This window comes from Pseudoalteromonas sp. SWN166, from assembly GCF_015864485.1.
Classification (GTDB): domain Bacteria; phylum Pseudomonadota; class Gammaproteobacteria; order Enterobacterales; family Alteromonadaceae; genus Pseudoalteromonas.
The window spans coordinates 12,974-36,890 of sequence record NZ_JADYXB010000009.1; the positions used below are offsets into that span (position 1 = coordinate 12,974).

Below are 23,917 nucleotides of genomic sequence, written 5' to 3' on the forward strand. Positions count from 1 at the left end.
TAAATAATATTAAGCCTTCTTTTTATTTAAGATAAATACCAGCACCGCGCCTAATATTAACGAGCTTGCTATTACAAACTCCATTGTTACCTGCTCTGATAAAAACAAGACACCAGCAATGGCTGCAAGTACAGGTACACAAAGCTGCACAACAGCAGCTTGTGTACTTTTAAGCAGTGGCATAGCCACATACCAAACACTGTAACCAATTCCAGAAGCTATCGCACCCGAGGCACATGCAAGTAACACCCCTTCAATACTCATATTTTTTAAATAACTCATACCTACAAGTAATAAAACAGGAATAGCCACTAAGCTTCTAATAAAGTTAAATCCAGTAGTACGCAGTGGCGATACACACACTTTACCGCGAATACTGTAAATACCCCATGCAACACCACTGAGTGCCATAAGCGATGCACCTAATAAAGAAGGCACCGCAGCAGAAGGCAGCATTAAATATACAAATCCACCTAATGCCACTATAAACGCGCACCACTGAAGCACACTCAACTGCTCTTTTTTATAGATACCCCAACCAATCATAGTGAGTTGCACAGCGGAGAATAAAATAAGTGCGCCAGTGCCTGTATCTAGCTCTACATAGGCAATCGAAAAACAAAGCGCATAAACTAAAAGGCTAATACTGCTTCGCCAGCTTCCTTTGTCACTTAAAATAGCGGTATTAAATGTGCCTTTTCGTTTTAAATTATGAGTATAAATAGCCATTATAATACCTAAACACGCCGCACCACTAAGTAAACGGATTACAGTAAAGTTCCAAGCATCTATATAGCCCTCGGCTAAGGCCATTCTGCAAAAAAGAGAATTTGCGGCAAACGCAATTAAAGCAATTAATGTGTACAACGTAGCTTTCAAAAAAAATTCCTTAGCAATAAAAGCGAATTACAGCGTTATTTCAATTAATTAATTAACCTACTAAGCTCAAAACATTATCATAAGCATCTATAAAACCGCTTACTGAGCAGCACATTTAAACAGGATTGGTATAACTGTGCAAAGAGAGTATTTAGTTTAATAAATTAGATCATCTACGCTTTAGGGATCATTGTATTTAATAAGACCAATAAAGTAGCTTAAGCATTTCACTATTGTTACTCAACAAGAAAAATTCACACTTTGTTGACTAGGGCGTGTGGACCTTTGTGGATTGAAATTTGTTCAATCTAGGGGAGATTTAATCGCGGCGCGAGGTTTGTAACCTAGTGGGCTAAGTCAAAACCGAGCAACAAAGAGTTAATCGCCCCTAGAAAGAACCCTTTGGGCAGCGCCTGTTTGGCATTTATGCTGCGTTATCGCCTATTTATGGGGAATAACCACACTTCATAGGCTCTGCCTTACTTAAATACCAAACATGCTGCTGCAAAATCAACCACCAAAGATCAACACGCCCTAATATCATCTTATATTTGAATGCTAACAGTCAGTATTACTCTACGATTTTTTACAATATTTCACACATTTAGCTAAAAATAATATGTTAATGTATACAGGTAAATTAAGAGGAGTGCGCAGTGCGCCTAAGTATAATTTTAAGCTTTTGTTGGATTTTAAGTGGGTGTAGCACAATGGGCTTTAATGACCTATTTAATGACTATGCCACGCAAATGACACCAATAAGAAATGCGGTCGAAAAAAATAATATCGAAGAAGCCCAATCTCTTATTGCTAATAATAGCGCCATGCACAGTAGCTACTTACTCAATCAACTTGAGCAAGCTCGCTTAAACGACTTAGCCAACACACCAGAGGGTGCACAAAGTAAGTTTGAAAACGTGTATACCCAAATGCAAAAAAAACGCGAAGGTGCCAAAATACAAGTAAGTGCAGGGCTTGAACAAAGTAATGCATTATTTACTAACGACTCAGCAATAACCTATGTACCACCAGCTTACGAAATGAGCATGCTACACAGTTATAAAGCACTTAACTATGTATATAAAAATGATGTAGAAGGTGCTTTAGTCGAAATTCGTCGTGCTAATAAAGTACAAGTTGATGCACTTAGCGAAAATGAAGCAGAAGTCGACTCAACAGTTAAAGAAGCGCAGCAGCACTACCCTAGCATGGGTAATGTGACCAGAGATGTAAAAAATGGCTTTCAAAATGCCTACACATTTTACTTATCTGCTTTGCTTTACCAAAGTGCTAAACAATACGACGACGCGTACATTGATTACAAAAAAGCACTGGCTATACAACCTAACAATGTTTATTTACAGCAAGACGTAATGCGCCTTGCTAAAAAACAAGGGTTTGATCAAGACCTAAGTGAATTTAAAAAGCGTTTTAGTGATGCACCTACTATTTCTGCAACACAAGGCGAAGTAATTGTTTTATTTGAACAAGGCTTAGTACCAAAACAAGATGAATTTAAGCTACGTTTACCAATTTATTCATCAGGTGGCGATGCACGCTTTTACAGCTTAGCAATGCCAGTGTACAAAGATAACGCCTATGTGCGTCGTCTTAACAACATAAATATAGATGCACAAAGTTTAGAACTTAGCCCACTGGTACATCTTGAAGCACTTGCAGCTAAAACGTTAGAAGATCAAATACCTGCAAAAGTCGCTCGCCAAGTACTTAGGCTTGTTGCAAAAGAGAAGGTGCGTGCAGAGCTTGCACGCAGCGCAGGTGATGTAGGTAACATACTCGCTAACATTTATAATTTGGCGTCTGAGCAAGCCGATACACGTAGCTGGCTTACACTTCCAAATCAAATAAGCGTTGCAAGGCAAAGCCTAAATACAGGTGAGCATTCCCTTAATATAGGCACACAAGCACCTATAAATTTCACCATTAGTAAGCAAGGGTTAACGTTAATTTACTTAACCTCTATTAATAACTACTTTAATTACCACGTAGTTCAACTTTAGGAGCCATCATGAAATACATAGCGCCATTATTAGCAGTCTTAATGCTCAGTGCATGTTCCAGCAAACCGGTTACATCGGGTATTTCTGTTGAACAAAATAAAAATCAGTTCAATGAGCAATTACGTGTAGATAACCCAGAACTCGGTAAAAAGCTGGCCATTACTGATGTTAAAACACGTCAAACTAACCAGTTAACCGACGTGGTAGTGACACTTTCGAGCCAGTATAAAAAGTCACAGTATTTACAGTATCAATTTAATTGGTTTGATAAAGACGGCTTTGTGATTAAAGGCAACCACTCGCCTTGGCAAGCTCTTACCTTATTTGGTTTTGCAAAAACACAACTACCGGGCTTAGCACCTAGCTCTGATGCAGTTACCTTTTCTTTAGCAGTAAGAGAAGTGTCTACCGAATCACAAGAATTTAAAGATTAAAGGAAACAATTATGATCATCAGTAAAAAACTTAAAACAGCATCAACTTACGCTTTAGTTGGCTTAAGCGCTTTAGTACTCAGCGGCTGTGCTAATAAAGCCGTAGTAAGTTATGGCGATGCACAAGCAGTAGAAACAACAGATATTAACTTTGGTTCTACCGACTTACAAAAAGTAGCGAGCCAAATGACCGACTCATTACTAAGCTCACCTGTGGTTGGCACAATGACCGCTAATAAACGCCCTGTAGTATTTGTTGAGCGTATTAAAAATAAAACCAGCGAGCACATTGATACAGAGTCAATCACCGATTCAATCTCAACACAAATGCTGCGCAGCGGTAAATTTCGCTTTGTAGATATGACCCGTGTTGAATCAGTACGTGAACAATTAACGTTTCAAAACGAAGATGCCCTTGTTAACCCTGCAACAGCCGTTGCATTTGGTAAACAAATTGGCGCGCAATATATGTTATATGGAAATTTATCGAGCATAGTTAAATCAAATGCCGATAAATCAGACGTATACTACAAATTTACAATGCGTTTAATGGATATGGAAAGCGGCCTAGTTGAGTGGGCAGACGAAACTGAAATTCGTAAAACGAAAGAAAAATCAACCTTTGGCTGGTAGCTAATACCAATCTGCTTATATATGAGGTCTATTTAACGAATTAAATTGATCAAAGATTTATGCAGGTTGGTATAAAAGGAGCAAGTTATGAAAGCAATTACTGTAATAATGTGCGCTTTACTTACAATTAGTGCACCTACGTTTGCTAAATACGAGCGCAATAAAGCAGTCCCTGTGCAGCAAGTTTTATTTGGTGACGTGAAGTCGGTACGCAATATTACCGAGCAAGAAATCATTCAAGATAAAAACAACGGTTGGAAAACCTTTGGCGGTGCATTACTCGGTGGCGTAGTAGGCAACCAATTTGGTGGAGGTAGCGGCCGTACTGTAGCAACAATGTTAGGCTCGGTAATCGGCGGCAGTGTTGCACACAACAGGCAACAGCAAAGTCATTATCAGCAAAATCACTTTGTTGAACTACTAATACAAGTTGAAAATGGCGACCAGTTTATGGTTGTTCAAGATCAGGACCAATCTATGCGTTTTAGCAAAGGCGATAACGTAAGGTTAGTGTACTTGAACGACAATACAGTGCGTGTAGATAAAGCGTACTAGCCAATATATCTAGTATATTCATGACTAAAGTAAAAACGAGCCAAATTTGGCTCGTTTTTTTATGCATTTAAGTAATTATACTTGTCGGTAATCTTTAAAAAAGCGTTTCATTTTTAACATCGCATCGGATAAATCATCTTTGCTTGGTAAAAATACTAATCTAAAGTGATCAGGCTCTGGCCAATTAAACGCCCTGCCATGCACAAGTAATATTTTTTCGGCTTTTAGTAAATCGTACATCATCTTTTCATCATCTTTGACGTTAAAAAGTGCTATATCTACTTTGGCAAATGCATAGAGCGCGCCTTTAGGTTTTTTACAACTAATGCCTTCAATATCATTTAATCCACGCCATGCAATATCACGCTGCTCATATAAGCGCCCACCCGGGTTTATTAGACTATCAATTGATTGCACGCCGCCCAAAGCCTGTTGAATCGCATACTGTGCAGGTACATTTGCGCACAAACGCATAGATGAAAGTATTTCTAGGCCTTTGCGTAAATCATCCATTACCGAGGTACGACCACTTAGAACCATCCACCCCATTCTCAGCCCCGCTGCACGGTAGGTTTTAGCTAAACCATTAAAAGTAATAATAGGCACATCGTCGCAAAGTGAGCCGATTGAAGTATGCGTTATACCATCGTATAAAATCTTTTCGTAAATTTCATCGCTCAATAACAGCAGTTTATGTTCACGCGCTATATCAATTAATTGCATTAACAAATCATCACTGTAAACCGCACCAGTAGGATTATTAGGATTAATTAATACCAGAGCTTTAGTTTTAGACGTGATTTTACTTTTTATATCGGCAATGTCCGGAAACCAATCTTGCTCTTCATCACATAAATAATGTACCGGATTACCACCCGATAACGTGACCGAAGCAGTCCAAAGTGGATAATCTGGAGCAGGAATAAGCACTTCGTCACCATTATTTAATAGCGCTTGGGTGATCATCTGAATAAGTTCGCTTACGCCATTACCAATATAAATGTTATCTACATCTAAATTATGTAATCCACGTTGTTGGTAGTGCTGATAAATAGCCACGCGGGCTGAATAGAGGCCTTTAGAGTCACAGTAACCTTGGGCTGAATATAAGTTGCGGATAATATCTCGGTGCATATCTTCTGGCATATCAAAACCAAAAGCAGCCGGATTACCTATATTCAATTTTAATACTTTTTGACCTTCGTCTTCCATTTTTTTAGCTTGTGCTAAAACCGGCCCACGAATGTCATAACATACACCTTCTAATTTGTGACTCTTTTTAATATCAGACATTTTTACCTCGACTAGTGAATCTTTAGACTAACCTAGTAAAGGCATAAAATGCCAGTGTATTTAAGCGCTTAATACTGAAATAAATTCACGTTTCAGTTTCAATAATTAACGAGATGCTAACCATTCATTTAGCTTAGCTTGAGAGCCTGTTACTTGAGCCATTAAACTATTAGATGCGTCGATGGCTTCAGCTAAGTTATCTAGGTTTAAATTTTGTTCAATAACGCGAGACACTTCAGCAAGGCTTGAAGCCCCAAACTGCGCCGCGTTAGATTTTAAGCTGTGAGAGTGACGAATCGCCGCTTCTCTGTCTTTTCCAATGGTTGCTAAAACTTCAGAGCCTAAACGCTCAAACTCCGAGCAGCAAAAATCAAGTGTATCAGCAAACTGCTCACCCAATAACGATTCCATACTCTCTAATGCTGATGTATCAATATTTATTTCTGTCATATTTTAAGCCCTTAAAACAATCCATGTAAATTACAGTTTAATAGTACTACTTTATATTGATGCGTAAAAAAAACCAACTTAATTACCTTATAAATGTATAATTGTGAGGATCATACTGGCAACAAAAAGTTTATTAAATGGCACGCACACTTTGTAATCATTGTAACTTTGCACTTAACACCTGTATTTGCAGCGCAATTACAAATATAAACAACAAAGTTAAGGTTATTATTCTACAGCACCCAAGCGAAGAAAAAATAGCAAAAAATACCGCTAAACTACTCAATTTGTGTCTAACTGATTGCCAAATAGTCAAAGGCGAAAATAATGACGACTTTTCTATTCTTAAATCACTGCCAGTAAGCTCAACTGTTTTGCTCTACCCTAACGAACACGCTGTAAATTTAGACGATAGCGCTGAGCAATCTAATATAAAAAACATCACCCATTTAATCGTGGTTGATGGTACATGGAAAAAAGCCTACAAAATTTTGCAGCTCACCACATTGCTAAATCAATTCAAAACGGTCAGTTTTAAACAGTTACCTAAAAATCGTTATGCTATTCGTAAAGCCCCTAGGGCCGACAGCCTATCCACACTTGAAGCCGTAGCGCATAGTTTGTTTTTAATAGAGCAGTTAAATCCTGCACCACTTTATAATGTGCTTGATGAATTAATACAAAAACAAACCCAACACATGCCCGAGCACGTAAAAGCACGTTACTTAGATTAAATTCGTTACTATATGAAACTTGCAATGCGTAACTACCCTAACAGGCTAAAACGTGGCTTTACTCGCCAAGGCCCCGACTATCGCTTTGACGACCAAGTCGACTTTAGCGATATAAGAGATACCTTTGGCTTTAGATCAATGGTCGTCGGTAAATGGGTAACTAAAGAAGAGCGCTACATTAGCGCTAATTTAATTTACGATGCACTGGCCGACCTTGCACAAATACTGCATTTACCGCCTAAAGCGATTGGCCTGCGCGGCAAACTTAATTTTGCATTTGGGCATGGCGGTCAAAAAGGTGTACAAGCGCATTATAATGCAGCTTCTCAAACGCTTGCCCTTGCAAAAAATGCAGGCGGTGGTGCACTTGCTCACGAATGGTTTCATGCGTTTGACCATCATATAAGCGAGCATTTATTTGCAGCAAAACCACGATTTGGTTTTGCCTCAAAATTATGGCTTTCAAACACGCCTAATTTATCGCATCCACTTAATAATGCTTTGAACAGTTTTTATAAACATGTATTTTTAGATGAGCACGGCGTTGATGCAAATAACTTTGTACAAACGTGTATAGAACACGATAAAGCCCACAATATGAATTATATGAGCATGCCAGAAGAGCTTGCAGCACGGTGTTTTGAAGCCTGTATTGAGCAGCATTCAAATATAAAAAATAGCTTTTTAGTGGGGGGCTTACAAAGTAGTAATTTAATATACCCAAATATTGGGCATATTAATAAAGCAAATGAAGCGCTTAACCAGTACTTTGAACTACTGGGTTATGCGCTTCATAAAATGGATTAAATCAGCTCTTAAAGTGATGCTTAGCTAAACCATTACCTGTACTAATGGTTAGCGAACTAAATCTAGTAATTTGTCTGTGCTCTGAACATTACAATAACCAAAGCTCAATGCAGCCATAAATGCATGATGAACATTATGTGCAGATACTACCACCCCATTAAATTCAAGATCTAATGTAGCACAAGCATCATGTGCTACATGACATTCATAGCCAAAATCTACTGCAGCACGAGTGACAGCATCAATACACATATGGCTCATAGCACCAACAATAATCAACCTTTCAACGTTGAGCTCTTCTAGTACTCTTTGTAAATCTGTATCGCGAAAACTATTTATTTGATGCTTTAAAACGACCGGCTCACCTTCAATTGGAGTAACCGTAGGATGGATTTTCGCACCATCAGAGTTAGGCACAAAGAACGGAGCCTCGTCAGAAGGAAACTCATGACGAACATGAACTACAGGCATACCATTATCACGAAATTGAGCTAGTAGTATTGCTGCATTTTCTGAGGCTTTTTCAGTTCCAGACAGAGGCCATTTAGCTCCTTCGAATGTAGAGTAATAATCGTTTTGTAAATCAATAAGTAGTAATGCTATGTTAGACATAATAATCTCTCTTATGTTGTTTAGGTTATCTGTTGAGACTATTATGCAAAACATCAACTCATTACACCGATGGCGAAATAGCCATAAATCAGTTTAAAAATGACAAAGCATGTTCAGATCACAATTATCGACTACCCCAACGCCCTACAAAGTGCAGTACAAGGCTTTAAAGAGTTATTTTTTTTGGCAAACAGGATAGTTATAGAAAGCCAGCTTGAAGTTCAGTTCTCTGTAAAGGTCATTCAGCCCGATATAGATTTAGATGGGATGAGCCAAAATGATATTATTATTCTTCCACCAAACTTAGATGGTGATTATTTCTTCACGCCTCAACCCAAGTTGTTGCAATACCTCAACGAGGCTCATCAAAAAGGGACTATATTATGCTCTGCTTGCGCTGGTGCATTTATACTTGCCAAAACAGGCTTATTAAATAATCGTGTTGCTACAACACATTGGCAATTAGCTGATGAATTTCATGAGGCATTCCCTAAAGTATCTCTTGAGATTGAAAGTTTACTAATTAATGACGGTGATATTATTAGCGCAGGTGGGCTGATGTCATGGATTGATCTAGGGCTAGAAATCGTGGCTCAATTCACAAAACCACACGTTATGCGTACACTTGGAAAGTTTCTTATCGTTGATACGGGTAAAAGAGAACAACGCTATTATGGCAGCTTTTCGCCAAAACTTAATCACGGGAATAAACAAATACTACAAGTTCAGCACTTCATTCAAGCAAATTATAATAAAAAACTGAATGTCTCCATGTTAGCTGCTTTGGCCTGTATGAGCGAACGAACATTTCTTAGAAAATTTACCCATGCTACAACATTAAAGCCGATACAGTATATTCAAAAAATAAGAGTGCAAAAGGCATGTGAGCTATTAGAATCGACCACTCACAGTTTTGAGCGAGTAGCTCTAAATATTGGCTATGATGATGTAAACAGTTTTCGCAAAGTATTTATTAAAACAATAGGGTTAAGCCCTACAGCGTTTAAAGAAAGGTTTGTTTAAATAGATAATACCAAAGAGAAGAGCCATTAATTACCGTTGTGTTCTCACTTCACTATTAAAATAAATGGCTATTATTCTAATTATTGAATTAAAGGTACAAAGCTTTCACTTTTATACTTAGTAAACTTGTTGTATCCGCTTAATAAAGCAAATGAAGCGCTTAACCAGTACTTTGAACTACTGGGTTACGCGCTTCATAAAATAGATGAGTAATGTCTATATTTGGTGATTACTTATCGTCACTAATACGACTTGCAACTGCACTGTTTTGATCTTTATATTTAGCATCTTTACGAATATTGTATGGGTTTTCACACGGGCCCGATAACATTTCAAAGCTCATTGCACCAATTTTCATCAGTGGGCGAAGCGCCAGTGGTAATTTACCTGAGTTGTAAAACTCTAACACAATATTACCGCTCCATCCTGGATCTATTCGGTGCGCAGTTACATGCACCATTAAACCTAAACGTGCTAGCGATGAGCGTCCATCTAACCAACCTACTATGTCTGCTGGCAGAGTTACTTTTTCGTGTGTAATAGCTAGAGCAAGTTCACCTGGGTGTAAAAAGAATGCTTCACCTTCATCAAGCACTATTTCTTCACTCATGATTGATTCCATGGCTTTATTTAGCTGAACTTTTGGACCACTCAAATCGACGTATGCCGCGTTGTGCGCATTAAAGGTTCTAAATTTATTACCTAAGCGTAAATCGGCAGTAACACCTGAAATCATATCGCTTGTAGGTGCAGGCTCAATAACAATGCGGCCATCGTTTAAGTATTCATTAATATGTGTGTCTGAAAGTCTCATTATTTATTAATCTTCTGTAATCACAATTTCAATCGGATTGTGATGCTGTTGATAATAGAGCGTGCTGGCTATAAGCCTCGCTGCTGCGCTGTATGTTTTGCTTATTGCGGCGTCGTTATCATTGGCAATAAGTTTGCCCTGCTCAGAGTATTCTCGAATATCTATAGCAAGAGGAATATGGCTAAGTACGGGCACGCCATGCTTGTGCGCCAATTTTTGTGCGCCGTCTTTACCAAATACATGATTAGCTTCACCACAATGGCTGCAAATGAAGTGGCTCATGTTTTCAATTAAACCAAGCACTGGCACGTTTACTTTATTAAACATGGCAATGCCTTTTTGCGCATCGGCAAGGGCTAAGTCTTGCGGCGTAGTGACAATAACAGTGCCGCTCGCTGGTACTTTTTGACTCATTGTAAGTTGAATATCACCAGTGCCCGGTGGCATATCTACAATTAAATAATCAAGCTCGCCCCAATCGGTTTCGTTAAGTAACTGGCTCAGCGCGCCTGAAGCCATTGGTCCGCGCCATACGGTGGCGTCATCGCTTGGGACTAAAAAGCCAATTGACTGCGCTTTAATGCCGTTTGCATCAAAAGGCTGTAGCTGTTTGTTATCTTTAGTGACGGGCTCTGCGCCCACCAAGCCCAAAAGCATTGGAATCGACGGCCCATAAATATCAGCATCTAAAATACCGACCTTTACGCCTTCATTTTTAAGGGCGCCCGCCAAGTTAACGGCAGTAGTCGACTTACCTACTCCTCCTTTGCCTGAGGCAATAAGTACAATATGTTTAATCGCTTTAAATTTAGCCGCCTCTTTAATGATAACCTTGGCGCTAATTGTTACAGCCACATTTAAGCTTTCACTTACGTGTTGCTCAACTAAAGGCATTTCTGATTGCCCAGCAAATGGTAAGGTTAATTTAATGTGTAGTGATTTATCGTCATTTTGAGTAATAGTATCAATGAAGCTTTCGTCAATACCCACGGCAAAAGCCGCACTACGGTATGCCGCTAAGGCAGTAATAATCGGTTGTTTTTGCACCGATTTAGAAGAGAATAGTTTCGACAGTCCAAACATAGCAATTAAATAGCGTTTCTTTGATGAAAAGTGCCACGGAATTATGTAACATTCAGGGCATTAACACCAGTCAATTAATAAAAATCCATAAGCTGTGTGCACTCTAAGCAAATAGCTTGTAGATAAATTAATGATAATTGCCGTTTGTATAATAAAAACGGCGTTTTATCCTCAATTCGGAATGATTATGACGCAGCGAAAGATCCTGATTACCAGCGCATTACCTTATGCAAATGGCCCTACTCACTTAGGTCATTTATTGGAATATATTCAAACTGATATTTGGTCACGTTTTCAAAAACTACAGGGCCACGAAGCTTATTATGTTTGCGCAGACGATGCCCACGGCACACCAATTATGCTTAATGCGCAAAAGCAAGGGATCACGCCTGAAGAAATGGTAAAACAAGTGAGCATAGAGCGCCAACGCGACTTCGCTGACTTTAATATCAAATTTGATAACTACCACAGCACGCACAGCCAAGAAAACAAAGAATTAAGCGAACTTATTTATAACCGCCTAAACGATGCCGGTCATATTAAAAAGCACACTATTTCGCAATTATTCGACCCTGAAAAAGGTATTTTCTTACCCGATCGTTTTGTAACAGGTACTTGCCCAACGTGTAAGTCTGAAAACCAAAACGGCGACAGTTGTGATTCGTGTGGTGCTACATACAGCCCTACCGAACTCATTAATCCGCGTTCTGTAATGTCAGGTGCAGAGCCTGTACTTAAAGATTCTGAACATTACTTTTTTGACCTGCCAGCATTTGAAGGCATGCTAAAAGAGTGGTTACACTCGGGCACTATTCAACAAGAAATGGCTAACAAGCTAGACGAATGGTTTACCGATGGCTTGCAGCAGTGGGATATTAGCCGTGATGCGCCTTACTTTGGTTTTGAAATTCCAAATGCACCAGGCAAATACTTCTACGTTTGGTTAGATGCACCTATTGGTTACATGGCGAGCTTTAAAAACCTGTGTGACAAAACAGGCATCAACTTTGATGAATTTTGGGCTGAAGGTTCAGACGCTGAGCTTTATCACTTTATTGGTAAAGACATCATTTATTTCCACAGCTTATTTTGGCCAGCAATGCTAGAAGGCGCTAATTTTAGAAAGCCAACTAACGTATTCGCTCACGGATTTGTGACTGTAAATGGCGAAAAAATGTCTAAATCAAAGGGTACGTTTATTAAAGCGCGTACGTATTTAGATAACTTAAACCCAGAGTACTTACGTTACTACTACGCAGCAAAATTAAGCAGCGGTATTGTTGACCTTGATTTAAACCTAGAAGACTTTGCACAACGAGTAAATTCAGACCTAGTAGGTAAAGTAGTAAACATAGCGAGCCGTTGTGCTGGCTTTATTACTAAAAAGTTTGATGGCAAGCTAAGCAGCACTATTATGCAACCAGAGCTGTTAGCAGAGTTTCAAGCGGCTGCACCTAGCATTACAACACACTATGAGAACCGCGATTACAGCCGTGCAATTCGCGAAATAATGGCGCTTGCCGACAAAGCAAACCAATTTATTGATGGCGCAGCACCTTGGGTGTTAATTAAAGACGACACTAAGCAACAAGAAGCACACGAAGTGTGCTCTCTTGGTCTTAACTTATTCCGCGTTTTAATTACTTATTTAAAACCAGTGCTTCCAGAAATGGCCGATAACGTACAAGCGTTTTTAAATGACGACCTTGCATGGGACGGCGTTCAAAACGCACTAGTAAGCCACCCTATCAATAAATTTAAGCCGTTAATGCAACGTGTTGAAATGGATAAAGTGAACAAAATGGTTGAAGAATCTAAAGAAAGCTTAGCGCCAACAGTAACTATTGACCCTAACAGCCCACTTGCAAAAGAGCCAATTAGCGACGAAATAGAGTTTGATGACTTTGCAAAAGTAGATTTACGCGTAGCCAAAATTGCTAAAGCAGAACACGTAGAAGGCGCAGATAAACTACTTAAGCTAACACTTGATTTAGGCGGCGAAACTCGCCAAGTGTTTGCGGGTATTAAATCTGCTTACGCTCCAGAGGATCTTGAAGGCAAGCTAACCGTTATGGTTGCTAACCTTAAGCCTCGTAAAATGCGCTTTGGCATGTCTGAAGGCATGGTATTAGCAGCAGGCCCTGGCGGAAAAGAAATTTATATTCTTAACCCAGATGACGGCTCAGAGCCTGGTATGCGCGTAATGTAATATTACTCATACTATAAAAAACCGTTGATGTATCAGCGGTTTTTTTATGGGCAAAAGCAATGTTTAGTCGTATATTAAGCCTAGCCGTTTATACAAACGCCTTTGCATTAAATAAAGTGAATTGTAATTATGACCCAGATTTTAGATGCCAACAGAACAAAAGTAAGTAGCCAAATAAAGCAACACAAGTTAGTCGCCATACTGCGCTTAAAACAACAAAGCGATGTAGCACCATTAATTGATTGTTTAGTAAATGCGGGCATAAACGCATTAGAGATCACGTCAAACACACCTGGCTTTGAGCAAGAAATAGCAAAAGCGCGTGCAGCTCATAAAAACGCACTTATTGGTGCAGGCACAATAATAAATACCACCCTTGCCCAGCAAGCAATTGATGCGGGTGCACAGTTTATTGTAACGCCAAATACCAACAAATCAGTTGTCGAACTTGCCCACCAGCATGGTTTGCCAGTATTAATGGGCGCACTAACGCCTACCGATGTAGCAAATGCAATTGAATATAACGCAGATATTATTAAAGTATTTCCTGCCGGCAGTATGGGCGTTGGTTACTTTAAAGCATTAACGGGTCCATTTTCAGAAGCACAATTAATGCCTGTTGGTGGTGTGAATTTAGATAATTTATCACAATGGTTTGAAGCAGGCGCTTGCGGCGCTGCAGTCAGTGGCGATTTTTGTAAGGTATTAAACACTAAACAAGAGCGTAGTGATCTCACCAAGCTTGTAAAAAACTATATAAGTAAACTGCCTAAATAGGCAGTTCACTTTATTTATAAAATAGTTATATGTACGCTCATAAATTTGATTGGGCGCTATACAAAATTAACTATTACTAATTAATTCAGCTTTTTCAATACACGTTCTTTTCTTGGTAGGTAATAATTATCGTAATCAAGTGACACTATAACGCGCTCTGCTTTTCCTAATAACTCATCACGCGGAATTAAACCAATTACACGCGAGTCAGCGCTATTATCGCGGTTGTCGCCCATTGCTAAATAATAATCATCCGGAATGGTGATTGCATCAAACCCCGATAAACGTGAAGGAATATTTGCCACTCTTATCGAATGCTCTAGCCCGTTTAAATTTTCAATTTTATCAAGCGAGTCTATGTTGCTTCGCTGATCTGCATAATTAAGCTTTTTACCATTAATAATGAGCTCGTTGTTTTCTAGCGCAACGGTATCTCCTGGTACACCTATTACACGTTTAATTAAGCGGTTATCGGCAGCTTGTGAGTCAAAAACAATAATATCACCGGTTTGTGGGTCCGCTAGTTTAAGTAATTTTATATGCGTAAATGGTAGACGGATATCGTAAGCCATTTTATCCGTTAAAATTCTGTCGCCTTCTTGAATGGTTGGCTTCATTGAGCCTGTTGGCACTTCGTACCAGTCAGCTACAGCGCTTCTAAATACGCTCATCAGTGCTATAAATACGATAAGAGCGCGGTTGTTTTTCCAAAACCTATAAAGCGGTTTCATATTATTTCCCTGCGTTAATTAAGTATTATTATGACTAACTAAATACAGAGCAGTTCAATGTAGAGTGTAACAAAAAGTGTGAGGTTTACGGCGGGTATAGCAAGGTAGTTGCTTACCTTGCTATATGATCAATCTGAAAATTAGATTATAAATTATTGTTGATTTAGTTTTTCTTTTGCTTCTTTTACTTTTTCAAAATCCAAACCAAGTTCGTCAGTCGCTTCTTTGATCAGATGCGGTTGCGTCATCACGACTGCCATAAGTTGCTGTAGTTTCTCTGGCGGAATACCAAGCTCTTGAACAAGCGCCATTGCCATCATTGGGTTTTGAGTAAACGCTTCAAACAATGCTTTTACTTTTTCATCGCTTACATTGTGCTCTTTAAGTATTGCTAGTATTGGGTTCATTTTTAACCTTGTGTGTTTTGTACGTATTTTATATTACTAAATTATATTAGCTGAGCCATGCATTAACAACGTCAATACACGTCCCAGTGTTACATCTCATGGTTATTCTACAAGTAAAACCACTTTTCCTGCGTTTTCATTACGCTCTAAAATAGCGTGAGCTTCGCTTGCTTCGCCCCATGGTAGTGTTTTATACAGGTTAAAGTCGTACTTTTTAGTAGCAATATCATTGTAAAAACGCGCTACAAAGTCGTCGCGCACCTGGCGTTTAAACTCAATACTACGATTTCTAAGCGTTGATGCATGAAACGAAATACGTTTGCGTAAAAGCGCGGCAAAATCCACTTCTGCAAAACGTCCATCTAAAAATGCAAGCATAACAATTTGGCAATCCATCGCTGCAATAGCGGCATTTTTATTTAAATAACTACCCGAAACAGGATCTACAATTGCATTTGCTGTTAACTCATGTTCTTTCATGTATTCTACAAAGTCGGTAGTTTTGTAGTTAATTGCATGATCGGCACCGAGTTCTTTTGCATGTTGGCATTTATCATCCGTACCGGCAGTAACAACAACGGTAGCACCTGCGCTTTTAGCCATTTGAATTGCAGCACCGCCTACGCCACTCGCACCTGCATGAATAAGTGCTGTTTGTCCTTTTTGCAATTTACCAAGCTCAAATAACGCGCCAAATGCTGTTAGGTACACTTCGCTTATTGCAGCGCCTTCAGCCATTGTTACATCATCGGGTAATTCCATAAGCTGCTTTGCATCAACGGCTACATATTCACTATAAGCGCCGCCTGAGCACAAGGTAAAAACACGTTTATTAAGCCAAACTCTATCAACTTTACCGCCAATATCACTAACTACACCAGCGCATTCTAAACCTAAAATTGGGCTATCTCCCGCAGGAGCCGGGTATTTTCCTTGACGCTGCATGCTATCTGCACGGTTCACACCTATAGCTTCTACTTTTACGAGTACTTCATGGCTCTTTAAAACCGGTTTTTCGGTTTCACTAAATGCAAGATTGCCATCTTCATGAGAAATATATTTCATTGTCGCTCCAAGTTTAAAAACTGTAATTACATATAGATGGGGATGAACACAGATTCAAACAACCTCAAAATCGCCAACTTTGTTTATAAGGATAAACATCGGGTAGATAGCCATTATATATTTGTTGCTGGCAGCCTTCCCAAAATGTCGCTAAAAACAAATGACTGTGCTCGTTATTAAAATAGTTAAACGCAAGTTCGTTAGCACTAAAAAACACCTTAAATTGGCTCGGAAATATATCATTTTCGGCTATATCAAAATACGAGTGGCTACTTAGCTCTTCAAGTGCATTTTGGGTTTGTGGCACCTCTCTAAAGTTGCAATCGGTCAGTGGGCAAATTTCGTCAAAGTCGTAAAATACCACTCGTCCCCATCGCGTTACGCCAAAATTTTTCATTAGCATGTCGCCCGGAAATATATTAGCGCCGGCAAGCTCCTTTATTGCTTTACCGTAATCATGCATCACTCTTTCTAAGGTTTTGTTATCGCATTGGTTAATATACAAATTAAGCGGGGTCATTTTACGCTCAACATAAACGTGCTTTAAAATAAGTGCCTTGCCCGATATAACCATACTGCTACCAATTTGGTTTTTCATCTGCTCGAGCAGTTCGTCGCTAAAACGACTTAAATCAAACGCTAAATATCTAAATTCGTGTGTGTCTACCAAACGACCAACCCTATCTGCTTGTTTTACAAAGTTATATTTTTCTTTCACCTGTGCTTTAGTAGCTGTTTTTGGCGCGCTAAATTTGTCTTTTATTACTTTATATACGTAATCTAGCCCTTCAATAGTAAAGACCAGCATTACCATGCCCGGAGTACCTGGCGCTGTAACATATTTAAAGTTGGCTGGACTATTTTTAGTGGTATCAACTTTGTGCCGATAAAACTCAGTTTTGGCGTGCTTTATAAAACCAATCGCGTTAAATAATTCAAAGCGTTGTTTGTGCGGCATTAACACGCTTAAGTAATCTACATAACGAGCAGGCTGGTCGGTATCAACCATAAAATACGTGCGCGCAAAACCAAATAATAAACTTAATTGATCGGCGCCCATCATTACAGCATCAAGCTTTAGTCCCTCATCGGTATTTAAAATAGCGATAGCAAAAGGCATGTTGTCGCCATTTTTAGCAATGCAGCGCCCAATTAAATAACAGGCTTTGTTTCTAAAAAATAATGAGTTGGCGTATTCAATATAACCGTCGTTTAAATTTATAAGTTCGTACACCTGTTTGCATTGCTGCTTAGCGCCTTGCATTAATGTACTTTGTAACGTGGCTACATCGCTCGCTAACTGACTAAATGGCAATCTAAACACTTGATTAGTAATAAGCGTTTTAACGGCGTTATTAAACCCGTTTTGTAGCGATATCCTGCTCACTAAGCTTTCATAAGAGCGCGGCTCACTACGATACTTTGCTTTTAATACAAACAAATGCACAGTACGAATTTTTTTATCGTCCCAAATTGCGCCAAACGTTGAGTTAAAAAAGGTATGCGCAATAGGTTTATTTTCGTGATTTTGTACCATATCGCCATAAATATTTTTAGCTAGCTGCCACGTTTGCGGGCAAGTAAGTTCAGCGTAAGCAATAACTAGCACTGCTTCACTCACATTTTTTACTTCGCGCTCATACACTTGTAAACGCTCACGCATAGCGCTTTGTACATCATGGTATTTTTGTTGTTCAAAACGGCTTTGTGCACCCAATGTAATATTTAAAAATTGCGAAAACATCGCCTCAAATCCAGCAAAAATAGATCGTGCAAGCTTACTGGCTACAACGTGTTGTAGCGCATTATTAGATTGATTTGTTAGCCTATTTTGCATAAATACAGCACTTATATTGATGCCAGTTATGGCGGTTATTTTTTATTAATTGTTTACACCTTAGCAAGCAGGCTTTAATTTAGATAATTAATAAAGCATATAAATAGAATTTATTGGGCGTATTGACCTTTCGAGGTTAATTTTGCAGCCGTGTATTTGGTTTTTAAGCAAGGCAAAGTACATGTAGTGTGGTTACTCCCCATAAATGTACTTTAACGCTGCATAAAGGCCAAATACACACTGCCCATAGGGTTCTTTCTAGGGACGATTAACTCTTTGTTGCTCGATTTTTACTTAGCCCACTAGGTGGCAAACCTCGCGCCGCGATTAAATCGCCCCTAGATTGAACAAATTTCAACCCTGAAAGGCCAACACGCCCATATGAATATAAGAAACGTCGATCTTAACCTTCTCGTTTATTTAAATGTGTTAATAGATGAAAAAAGTGTGTCAAAAGCGGCTCACAAGCTCGCGCTTACGCAACCTGCTATGAGTAACGCATTAAAGCGTTTGCGCGATTTATTTGACGATCCGCTACTTGTGCGTGCCGCAGGCTCAATGACGCCAACAGCTAAAGCACTTGCATTAAAGCCTGAGGTTGAGGCGCTATTAAAAATGGCCGAAGCTATTACGCAGCCTAGTGAGCAATTTAACCCTGCAACGGCTGAAGTTACGTTTAGAATAATGGCAAACGACTACATAGAGTCGACCTTAATAGCCCCTTTTATAACTGCGCAGCTTAATAAAAATCCCGGTATTAATTTTGATGTATTAAGCCCAAGCGACGTAAACCTACAAGACATGGAAAAAGGCACTATAGATTTAGCCATAAACCGCTTTAACGGTTTGCCTCGCTCGTTTCATCAAGCCAGTGTATGGCGCGATAACTACTGTTGTTTAACCCATCCTAAAAATACTTTTTTACAACATTCAGGGTTAGACGACTACTTACAAAAAGAACATATTTGGGTAAACCGTGCAGGTTGGGGGCCAGAGGCTGCTGTTACTAATAAATCGGGAAAGCAAAAATTAGGCTGGGTAGACGAAGCGCTTTGGCAACTCGAACAAACCCGTAAAATACGTGTTTTTACTCGCCACTACATGGTTGCAAGCCTACTTTGCCAATCAGAGCAACTTATTGCCACCCTACCGCGCAGGCAGGCTAAATTATTAACTTCTCATACTGATTTAGTAATCAGTCCTGTACCATTTCAAATAGTCCCTATTGAAGTAAAAATGATATGGAGCCCACTGCTGCACCATGCCCCTGCGCACCAATGGTTAAGACGTGAGTTATTAGCATTTGCTAAAACAATTGCGGACAGATAAATTAAATGCTGAAATGTTGTGTTATGTGTTTCACATATACTCGGTTTTATACAATAGCTGCAAATGGAGAATAAATGGATAGTGCATCAATAATTGCGTGGAGTGTTTTGTTTGGCGGCATAGGTATTGGCTACCTTACTTACGGGCGAAGAAAAAAAGCCGTAGTGCCACTTTGTATTGGTTTGTCGTTATTGGTGTTTCCGTACTTTATGACCAGTGTAAGTATGTTGCTTATTGTAGGCGCTATTTTAGTGGCTATTCCCTACTTTATTAAAATTTAACATTACTACTGTTATTGTTCTTGCTACGGCTAAATAAAATACACGCGAAAATAAAAAAAGCGCCATGGTATTCAACTTTGGGAAAATACCGTGGCGCTTTTGGAAATCGTCGATATAGGAATCTACCTACAGCGTATAATCAGCAAGCTTAGTACCAACTTCACTAAAAAATTAAAATCTAATAAAAACAATCAACTAAGAATCCTTCTTTATTCCTCAACTCTTCCCTTTGTTCCATTTTTGTGCACGACTGGACGACTTTGCACCAAATTAATTGGCATTATTTAAGGTTGTTTTCTGCGTTCTATTAACCATTAAATTTTACTATTGATAAAATCAATGTCAGTTATTGAAAACAACAATTTCATTAATAATACACTTAGCGCTAGAGTGAAGTTAAGCCAACAAACTAAGAGTAATTATTATGACAACAGCTTCTTTCACACGCCAAGACGGATTATTCATCGATGCTAACTTGCATCAGTTCATTGAAGAGCAGTTATGCACTAAAGCTAACACCACTGAAACTTACCAAGCATTAGCTACTTTAGTGGATGAGTTTGGTTGTAAATGCCGTAAAACAAAGCATCAGCCAGATGATGTATTAGAAGTTGATACATTATTAAACGCATACCAACTTAAAAACCACCCGCTTTGCCATGTTGATGCGCAAACTACGGAAGCCGTTTTAGATGAATATTGCTGTCAGGTTCCTGCAATTATTGTTGTAGCGTTAATGGATACGCTTAGTGCTACGCAGTGCGATGAACCCCAAGCACATGAGATTTACCATCGTGCAGCGCAGTTAACTAACCGCCCTTGCATGCACAGAGTAAAAACTGCCTCAGCAGCTTAATAATGGATGTGATTAAAAGTGCTCGATAACCTTTTTTGCAAAACCAGTGCAAGTTAAGGTTGTCGAGTTATGAATACTTGAGTTATTTGTGTGCTCTTGCGCTAAATCAAAGGTTACTTCACCGCTTTTAAATGTTTGCTCTAACGCATTTTCTATGAGTAATGCGGCCTCTTCCCACCCCATAAATTTAAGCATTAATACTGCACTTAAAATACTGCTACTTGGGTTTGCTTTATTTTGCCCTGCTATACGTTCAAACGTGCCGTGAGTGGGCTCAAAGAATGCGACATCGTTATTTAAATTTGCAGCGGGCATTATACCAACACCACCAACCTGCGCGCTGAGCATATCCGCTAAAAAGTCGCCATTTTGGTTAGTAGTTACCACTACATCAAATTGCTCTGGGTGCATTAAACATTGCTGCAGCATGTTGTCGGCTATGACTTCTTTAATAATTAAGGGCGCTTGGTGTGCTCGCTCTATTTGCAGCCAACGCCCATTTTCATGTGCAGTGGCATTAAACTCATTTTGTGCAAGTGCAAACCCCCAACGCTTAAATGCCCCATCGGTAAATTTAAGTACATTACCTTTGTGTACTAGCGTTAAAGATTCACTATCGTTTTTTATTGCATAGTTAATGGCATAACGCACTAATCGCTCTGAGCCTTCCTTGGATATATTTTTAATACCAATTCCGCACTCTTGTGAAAATCTTAGGCGGGTTACGCCCATTTCCTCACATAAAAAGTCGAGCATTTTTTCGCTTTCTACACTGCCTGCTTGCCACTCAATACCTGAGTACACGTCTTCGCTGCTATCACGAAGTACTGTTATGTTTGTTAAGAATGGATTTTTTAAAGGAGAAGGGAGCGCACTAAAACCTTTTATAGTGCGCATATTTACAAACAAATCCATTTCTTGCCTGAGTGCGACATTAAGCGATCTAAAACCACCACCCAGTGGTGTGGTTAACGGCCCTTTTATGGCGATTTTACAGGCACGTACCGCGTTAATTGTTTCTTGTGGAAACCAGTCACCGTCATACAGCTTTGCGGCCTGCTCGCCATTATAAACCTGCATCCAATGAATTTTCCGTGCACTTTTATAACAATGATCAATTGCACTATCAACAACATGGCGCATTACCGGCATAACATCTAGGCCCACGCCATCGCCATCAATAAAGGCAATGATAGGTTCTAACGGTATTTGCCAGTGTCCTTGTGCATCAATAGTGATATTTTGGCCGTGCTCAGGAACTTGAATATGCTGATACGTCATGGCTAAAACCTAACTTAAAATAACGATTAATTGATTAAACCATGCTTAGCTAGGAGTGTCTGTATTTGTACTTTTATAGTTACTATCATTTTAAAAAATAAAGAATTAGGCGTGATTATTTATCCATTTAGTTGGTCTTGTATATTAGAATTTTCGTACCAGTTATTAATTACAGCGGAGCACTTTAATGAAATTCTTTTTTGTACTGCTACTATCAATCAGCTCTTTTAACGCGTTAGCCGTTGAAGTGGTAATACATAACCTTAACTCACTCTCAAGTAATGCTCAAAAAACAGTGTCTACATGGGTTAATCAAAGTGTTGAAAAAACACAAAATACACTGGGGCCTTTAAAACAAACCACATTGCCTATTTATTTAAAACCACAATACGTTGCTTTTGAGCCTGTACCTTGGGCTATAGTTAAGCGCAATAACCCCGATGGGCTTGAGCTACATATAGATCGCTACGCCAGTTTAAATGCATTCACTAAAGATTGGACGCTATACCATGAACTTTCGCATTTATACTTACCGCTGCTTCCTTACTCTGGCTTTTGGCTAAGTGAAGGTTTTGCCAGTTATATGCAAAACGTAATAATGCGTGACAGCGGTATAATTACCCAGCCACAGTTTGTACAACGTTTAAATGCAGGATTTGATCGTGCCCGCCTGCAAGCCAAAACTAAAACACAGCCACTTAATAAGCTCTCTGCCGATATGTGGGAACAACGCGCCCAACAACGTATTTATTGGACTGGTGCAGCTTTTTTTGCACAGGCTGATTTAGAGCTACAAAAACAAGGGTTATCGGTCGCGGGTATAATAAAACAGTATCAAGTATGCTGTAGACCCGCTCGCTCAAATGCTAAAACATTTATAAAAGAGTTAGATAAGCTATCCGGTAGTAGCGTTTTTACAACACTCTATGCAAAATATAATACTCGTACTGACTTTCCTGATATTAATAAAGAGCAGTTAAACACGCTTTAAAAGCGGCTCTGTTTTATATAGTTACTATATTCAACAAGCCCTTGTGGGTTAAAGTTGGTTGAGTACTCGTTCATAAAACCATGCAAAAAATTGGTTTTATAGCACTTAACATCCGCTTTGGTGCTTAAAGCTTTAATAATTTCATCAACATTAAAGTGACTCTCACTTGCTGGGAATATAAATTCGCAGGGCACTTTTGCGCTTAAATTTAAATTATGCCTAATTTGCGATGGGTAAAAGCCAATTAACTTTTTAAGGTGTGTATTGCCTGTTAATAACTGTGCTCGCCATGCCGCACTTGCTCCCGCACTAAACGCAATACAGATAGTTGGTACGGTTAGGTCCTCAAAGCATTTTTGAACTTTAGCAGTGTATTCATCATGACCACACTGCTGCATAAAGTTATCGTAACTATTTTGTTCATTTTCAATGGGTTGACAGTTACCGCTGTAGGGGTCAATAATAGCCACATTTGCGCTAATCACTTCTGACAACCTCATTAAAGCGGGTGTTAAACCGTAAATATCACTCACTATTAGGTAATTCATACTTATCCTTTGGTAACTAAAAATGGGCTTTGTAAGCAGTTGATAAGATATATTATAAATATTTTTACAAAAATAGCTTGCACACAATATATATATAAGTTACCTTCCCTCTCTGGTTTAAAGAAACCGCCGCGGTTAACCATTTACCCTGATCCAGTAAGCCCCGCAAAACGTATATTTGAAAGCTAAGTTATTGTACGGCGAGAACCCCTTGAATAATACCGAGATGATTTTTTACTATCATCGCAAAAGTGTCATAAAGATCGTC

25 protein-coding genes are annotated in these 23,917 nt (G+C 39.1%); 13 read left to right on the forward strand and 12 right to left on the reverse strand.

Annotated features, from left to right (window positions below; genetic code table 11):
* Window positions 1-9 precede the first annotated feature (9 nt).
* Window positions 10-879 (reverse strand): DMT family transporter, encoded by an 870-nt coding sequence (locus I6F49_RS07445; RefSeq protein ID WP_197179503.1) that lies wholly within the window; start codon window positions 877-879, stop codon window positions 10-12.
* 656 nt (window positions 880-1,535) lie between these two features.
* Here I6F49_RS07445 and I6F49_RS07450 point away from each other — a divergent pair.
* From I6F49_RS07450 to I6F49_RS07465, 4 genes are all read left to right on the forward strand, one after another.
* Window positions 1,536-2,900 (forward strand): COG3014 family protein, encoded by a 1,365-nt coding sequence (locus I6F49_RS07450; RefSeq protein ID WP_197179504.1) that lies wholly within the window; start codon window positions 1,536-1,538, stop codon window positions 2,898-2,900.
* Between the two features lie 8 nt (window positions 2,901-2,908).
* Complete coding sequence (locus I6F49_RS07455; protein WP_007582549.1) at window positions 2,909-3,334, forward strand: YcfL family protein; 426 nt, start codon at window positions 2,909-2,911, stop codon at window positions 3,332-3,334.
* Window positions 3,335-3,345: 11 nt separating this feature from the next.
* Window positions 3,346-3,966, forward strand: coding sequence for a penicillin-binding protein activator LpoB (lpoB, locus tag I6F49_RS07460; protein WP_197179505.1), 621 nt, complete (start codon window positions 3,346-3,348; stop codon window positions 3,964-3,966).
* Between the two features lie 87 nt (window positions 3,967-4,053).
* Entirely contained in the window at window positions 4,054-4,521 is a 468-nt protein-coding gene (locus tag I6F49_RS07465; RefSeq protein ID WP_197179507.1) for a glycine zipper 2TM domain-containing protein, read from the forward strand.
* A gap of 75 nt (window positions 4,522-4,596) precedes the next feature.
* On the opposite strand, the gene I6F49_RS07470 is transcribed toward I6F49_RS07465, so the two are convergent.
* On the reverse strand, window positions 4,597-5,814 hold the full coding sequence (locus tag I6F49_RS07470; RefSeq protein ID WP_197179509.1) for a pyridoxal phosphate-dependent aminotransferase: 1,218 nt from the start codon (window positions 5,812-5,814) through the stop codon (window positions 4,597-4,599).
* Window positions 5,815-5,919: 105 nt separating this feature from the next.
* The gene (locus tag I6F49_RS07475; RefSeq protein ID WP_007582543.1) at window positions 5,920-6,264 is read right to left on the reverse strand and encodes an Hpt domain-containing protein; all 345 of its coding nucleotides are present in this window, start codon (window positions 6,262-6,264) and stop codon (window positions 5,920-5,922) included.
* A gap of 137 nt (window positions 6,265-6,401) precedes the next feature.
* On the opposite strand from I6F49_RS07475, the gene I6F49_RS07480 reads away from it, so the two are divergent.
* Together I6F49_RS07480 and I6F49_RS07485 are read left to right on the forward strand one after the other, a co-directional pair.
* Window positions 6,402-6,998: a tRNA-uridine aminocarboxypropyltransferase gene (locus I6F49_RS07480; protein WP_010554237.1), complete on the forward strand. Its 597-nt coding sequence runs from the start codon at window positions 6,402-6,404 to the stop codon at window positions 6,996-6,998.
* Window positions 6,999-7,022: 24 nt separating this feature from the next.
* A complete protein-coding gene (locus tag I6F49_RS07485; protein WP_165727525.1) occupies window positions 7,023-7,805 on the forward strand; it encodes a CLCA_X family protein in 783 nt (260 codons plus the stop codon).
* 48 nt (window positions 7,806-7,853) lie between these two features.
* Here the strand turns inward: I6F49_RS07485 and I6F49_RS07490 are convergent, their stop codons facing one another.
* On the reverse strand, window positions 7,854-8,417 hold the full coding sequence (locus I6F49_RS07490) for a cysteine hydrolase family protein (protein ID WP_024592527.1): 564 nt from the start codon (window positions 8,415-8,417) through the stop codon (window positions 7,854-7,856).
* A 99-nt stretch (window positions 8,418-8,516) separates the two neighbouring features.
* Here I6F49_RS07490 and I6F49_RS07495 point away from each other — a divergent pair, with 99 nt between their 5' ends.
* A complete protein-coding gene (locus tag I6F49_RS07495; RefSeq protein WP_197179511.1) occupies window positions 8,517-9,440 on the forward strand; it encodes a GlxA family transcriptional regulator in 924 nt (307 codons plus the stop codon).
* A 229-nt stretch (window positions 9,441-9,669) separates the two neighbouring features.
* Here the strand turns inward: I6F49_RS07495 and dcd are convergent, their stop codons facing one another.
* Both dcd and apbC read right to left on the reverse strand, forming a co-directional pair.
* Window positions 9,670-10,254, reverse strand: a complete 585-nt coding sequence (dcd, locus tag I6F49_RS07500) for a dCTP deaminase (protein ID WP_197179513.1) — start codon at window positions 10,252-10,254, stop codon at window positions 9,670-9,672.
* A 6-nt stretch (window positions 10,255-10,260) separates the two neighbouring features.
* Window positions 10,261-11,337: an iron-sulfur cluster carrier protein ApbC gene (gene apbC, locus I6F49_RS07505; RefSeq protein WP_197179516.1), complete on the reverse strand. Its 1,077-nt coding sequence runs from the start codon at window positions 11,335-11,337 to the stop codon at window positions 10,261-10,263.
* Between the two features lie 187 nt (window positions 11,338-11,524).
* Between apbC and metG the strand changes: the two genes are divergently transcribed.
* Together metG and I6F49_RS07515 are read left to right on the forward strand one after the other, a co-directional pair.
* A complete protein-coding gene (metG, locus tag I6F49_RS07510) occupies window positions 11,525-13,546 on the forward strand; it encodes a methionine--tRNA ligase (protein ID WP_197179524.1) in 2,022 nt (673 codons plus the stop codon).
* A gap of 129 nt (window positions 13,547-13,675) precedes the next feature.
* Window positions 13,676-14,323, forward strand: coding sequence for a bifunctional 4-hydroxy-2-oxoglutarate aldolase/2-dehydro-3-deoxy-phosphogluconate aldolase (locus I6F49_RS07515; protein ID WP_197179526.1), 648 nt, complete (start codon window positions 13,676-13,678; stop codon window positions 14,321-14,323).
* Window positions 14,324-14,403: 80 nt separating this feature from the next.
* Here I6F49_RS07515 and lepB read toward each other — a convergent pair whose 3' ends face one another.
* From lepB to aceK, 4 genes are all read right to left on the reverse strand, one after another.
* Window positions 14,404-15,054 carry a signal peptidase I gene (gene lepB / locus I6F49_RS07520; RefSeq protein ID WP_197179528.1) on the reverse strand — a complete coding sequence of 217 codons (651 nt, stop codon included), beginning with the start codon at window positions 15,052-15,054 and terminating at the stop codon, window positions 14,404-14,406.
* 152 nt (window positions 15,055-15,206) lie between these two features.
* Complete coding sequence (locus I6F49_RS07525; protein WP_002963210.1) at window positions 15,207-15,461, reverse strand: DUF2999 family protein; 255 nt, start codon at window positions 15,459-15,461, stop codon at window positions 15,207-15,209.
* A gap of 102 nt (window positions 15,462-15,563) precedes the next feature.
* Window positions 15,564-16,526, reverse strand: coding sequence for a zinc-binding dehydrogenase (locus I6F49_RS07530; RefSeq protein ID WP_197179530.1), 963 nt, complete (start codon window positions 16,524-16,526; stop codon window positions 15,564-15,566).
* Between the two features lie 64 nt (window positions 16,527-16,590).
* Complete coding sequence (gene aceK, locus I6F49_RS07535) at window positions 16,591-18,363, reverse strand: bifunctional isocitrate dehydrogenase kinase/phosphatase (RefSeq protein WP_197179532.1); 1,773 nt, start codon at window positions 18,361-18,363, stop codon at window positions 16,591-16,593.
* A gap of 381 nt (window positions 18,364-18,744) precedes the next feature.
* Between aceK and I6F49_RS07540 the strand changes: the two genes are divergently transcribed.
* The 3 genes from I6F49_RS07540 to I6F49_RS07550 all read left to right on the forward strand — a co-directional run bounded on the left by I6F49_RS07540 (window position 18,745) and on the right by I6F49_RS07550 (window position 20,829).
* Window positions 18,745-19,692, forward strand: coding sequence for a LysR family transcriptional regulator (locus I6F49_RS07540; RefSeq protein WP_197179534.1), 948 nt, complete (start codon window positions 18,745-18,747; stop codon window positions 19,690-19,692).
* A 74-nt stretch (window positions 19,693-19,766) separates the two neighbouring features.
* Entirely contained in the window at window positions 19,767-19,973 is a 207-nt protein-coding gene (locus tag I6F49_RS07545) for a hypothetical protein (RefSeq protein ID WP_008169332.1), read from the forward strand.
* A gap of 424 nt (window positions 19,974-20,397) precedes the next feature.
* On the forward strand, window positions 20,398-20,829 hold the full coding sequence (locus I6F49_RS07550) for a hypothetical protein (RefSeq protein ID WP_197179536.1): 432 nt from the start codon (window positions 20,398-20,400) through the stop codon (window positions 20,827-20,829).
* Window positions 20,830-20,841: 12 nt separating this feature from the next.
* Here the strand turns inward: I6F49_RS07550 and icd are convergent, their stop codons facing one another.
* A complete protein-coding gene (gene icd / locus I6F49_RS07555) occupies window positions 20,842-22,110 on the reverse strand; it encodes an NADP-dependent isocitrate dehydrogenase (RefSeq protein WP_197179538.1) in 1,269 nt (422 codons plus the stop codon).
* Between the two features lie 187 nt (window positions 22,111-22,297).
* On the opposite strand from icd, the gene I6F49_RS07560 reads away from it, so the two are divergent.
* Window positions 22,298-23,101, forward strand: a complete 804-nt coding sequence (locus I6F49_RS07560; RefSeq protein WP_197179539.1) for a M61 family metallopeptidase — start codon at window positions 22,298-22,300, stop codon at window positions 23,099-23,101.
* On the opposite strand, the gene I6F49_RS07565 is transcribed toward I6F49_RS07560, so the two are convergent.
* A complete protein-coding gene (locus tag I6F49_RS07565) occupies window positions 23,098-23,649 on the reverse strand; it encodes a hypothetical protein (RefSeq protein WP_197179541.1) in 552 nt (183 codons plus the stop codon). The genes I6F49_RS07560 and I6F49_RS07565 overlap by 4 nt on opposite strands.
* Window positions 23,650-23,917 lie beyond the last annotated feature (268 nt).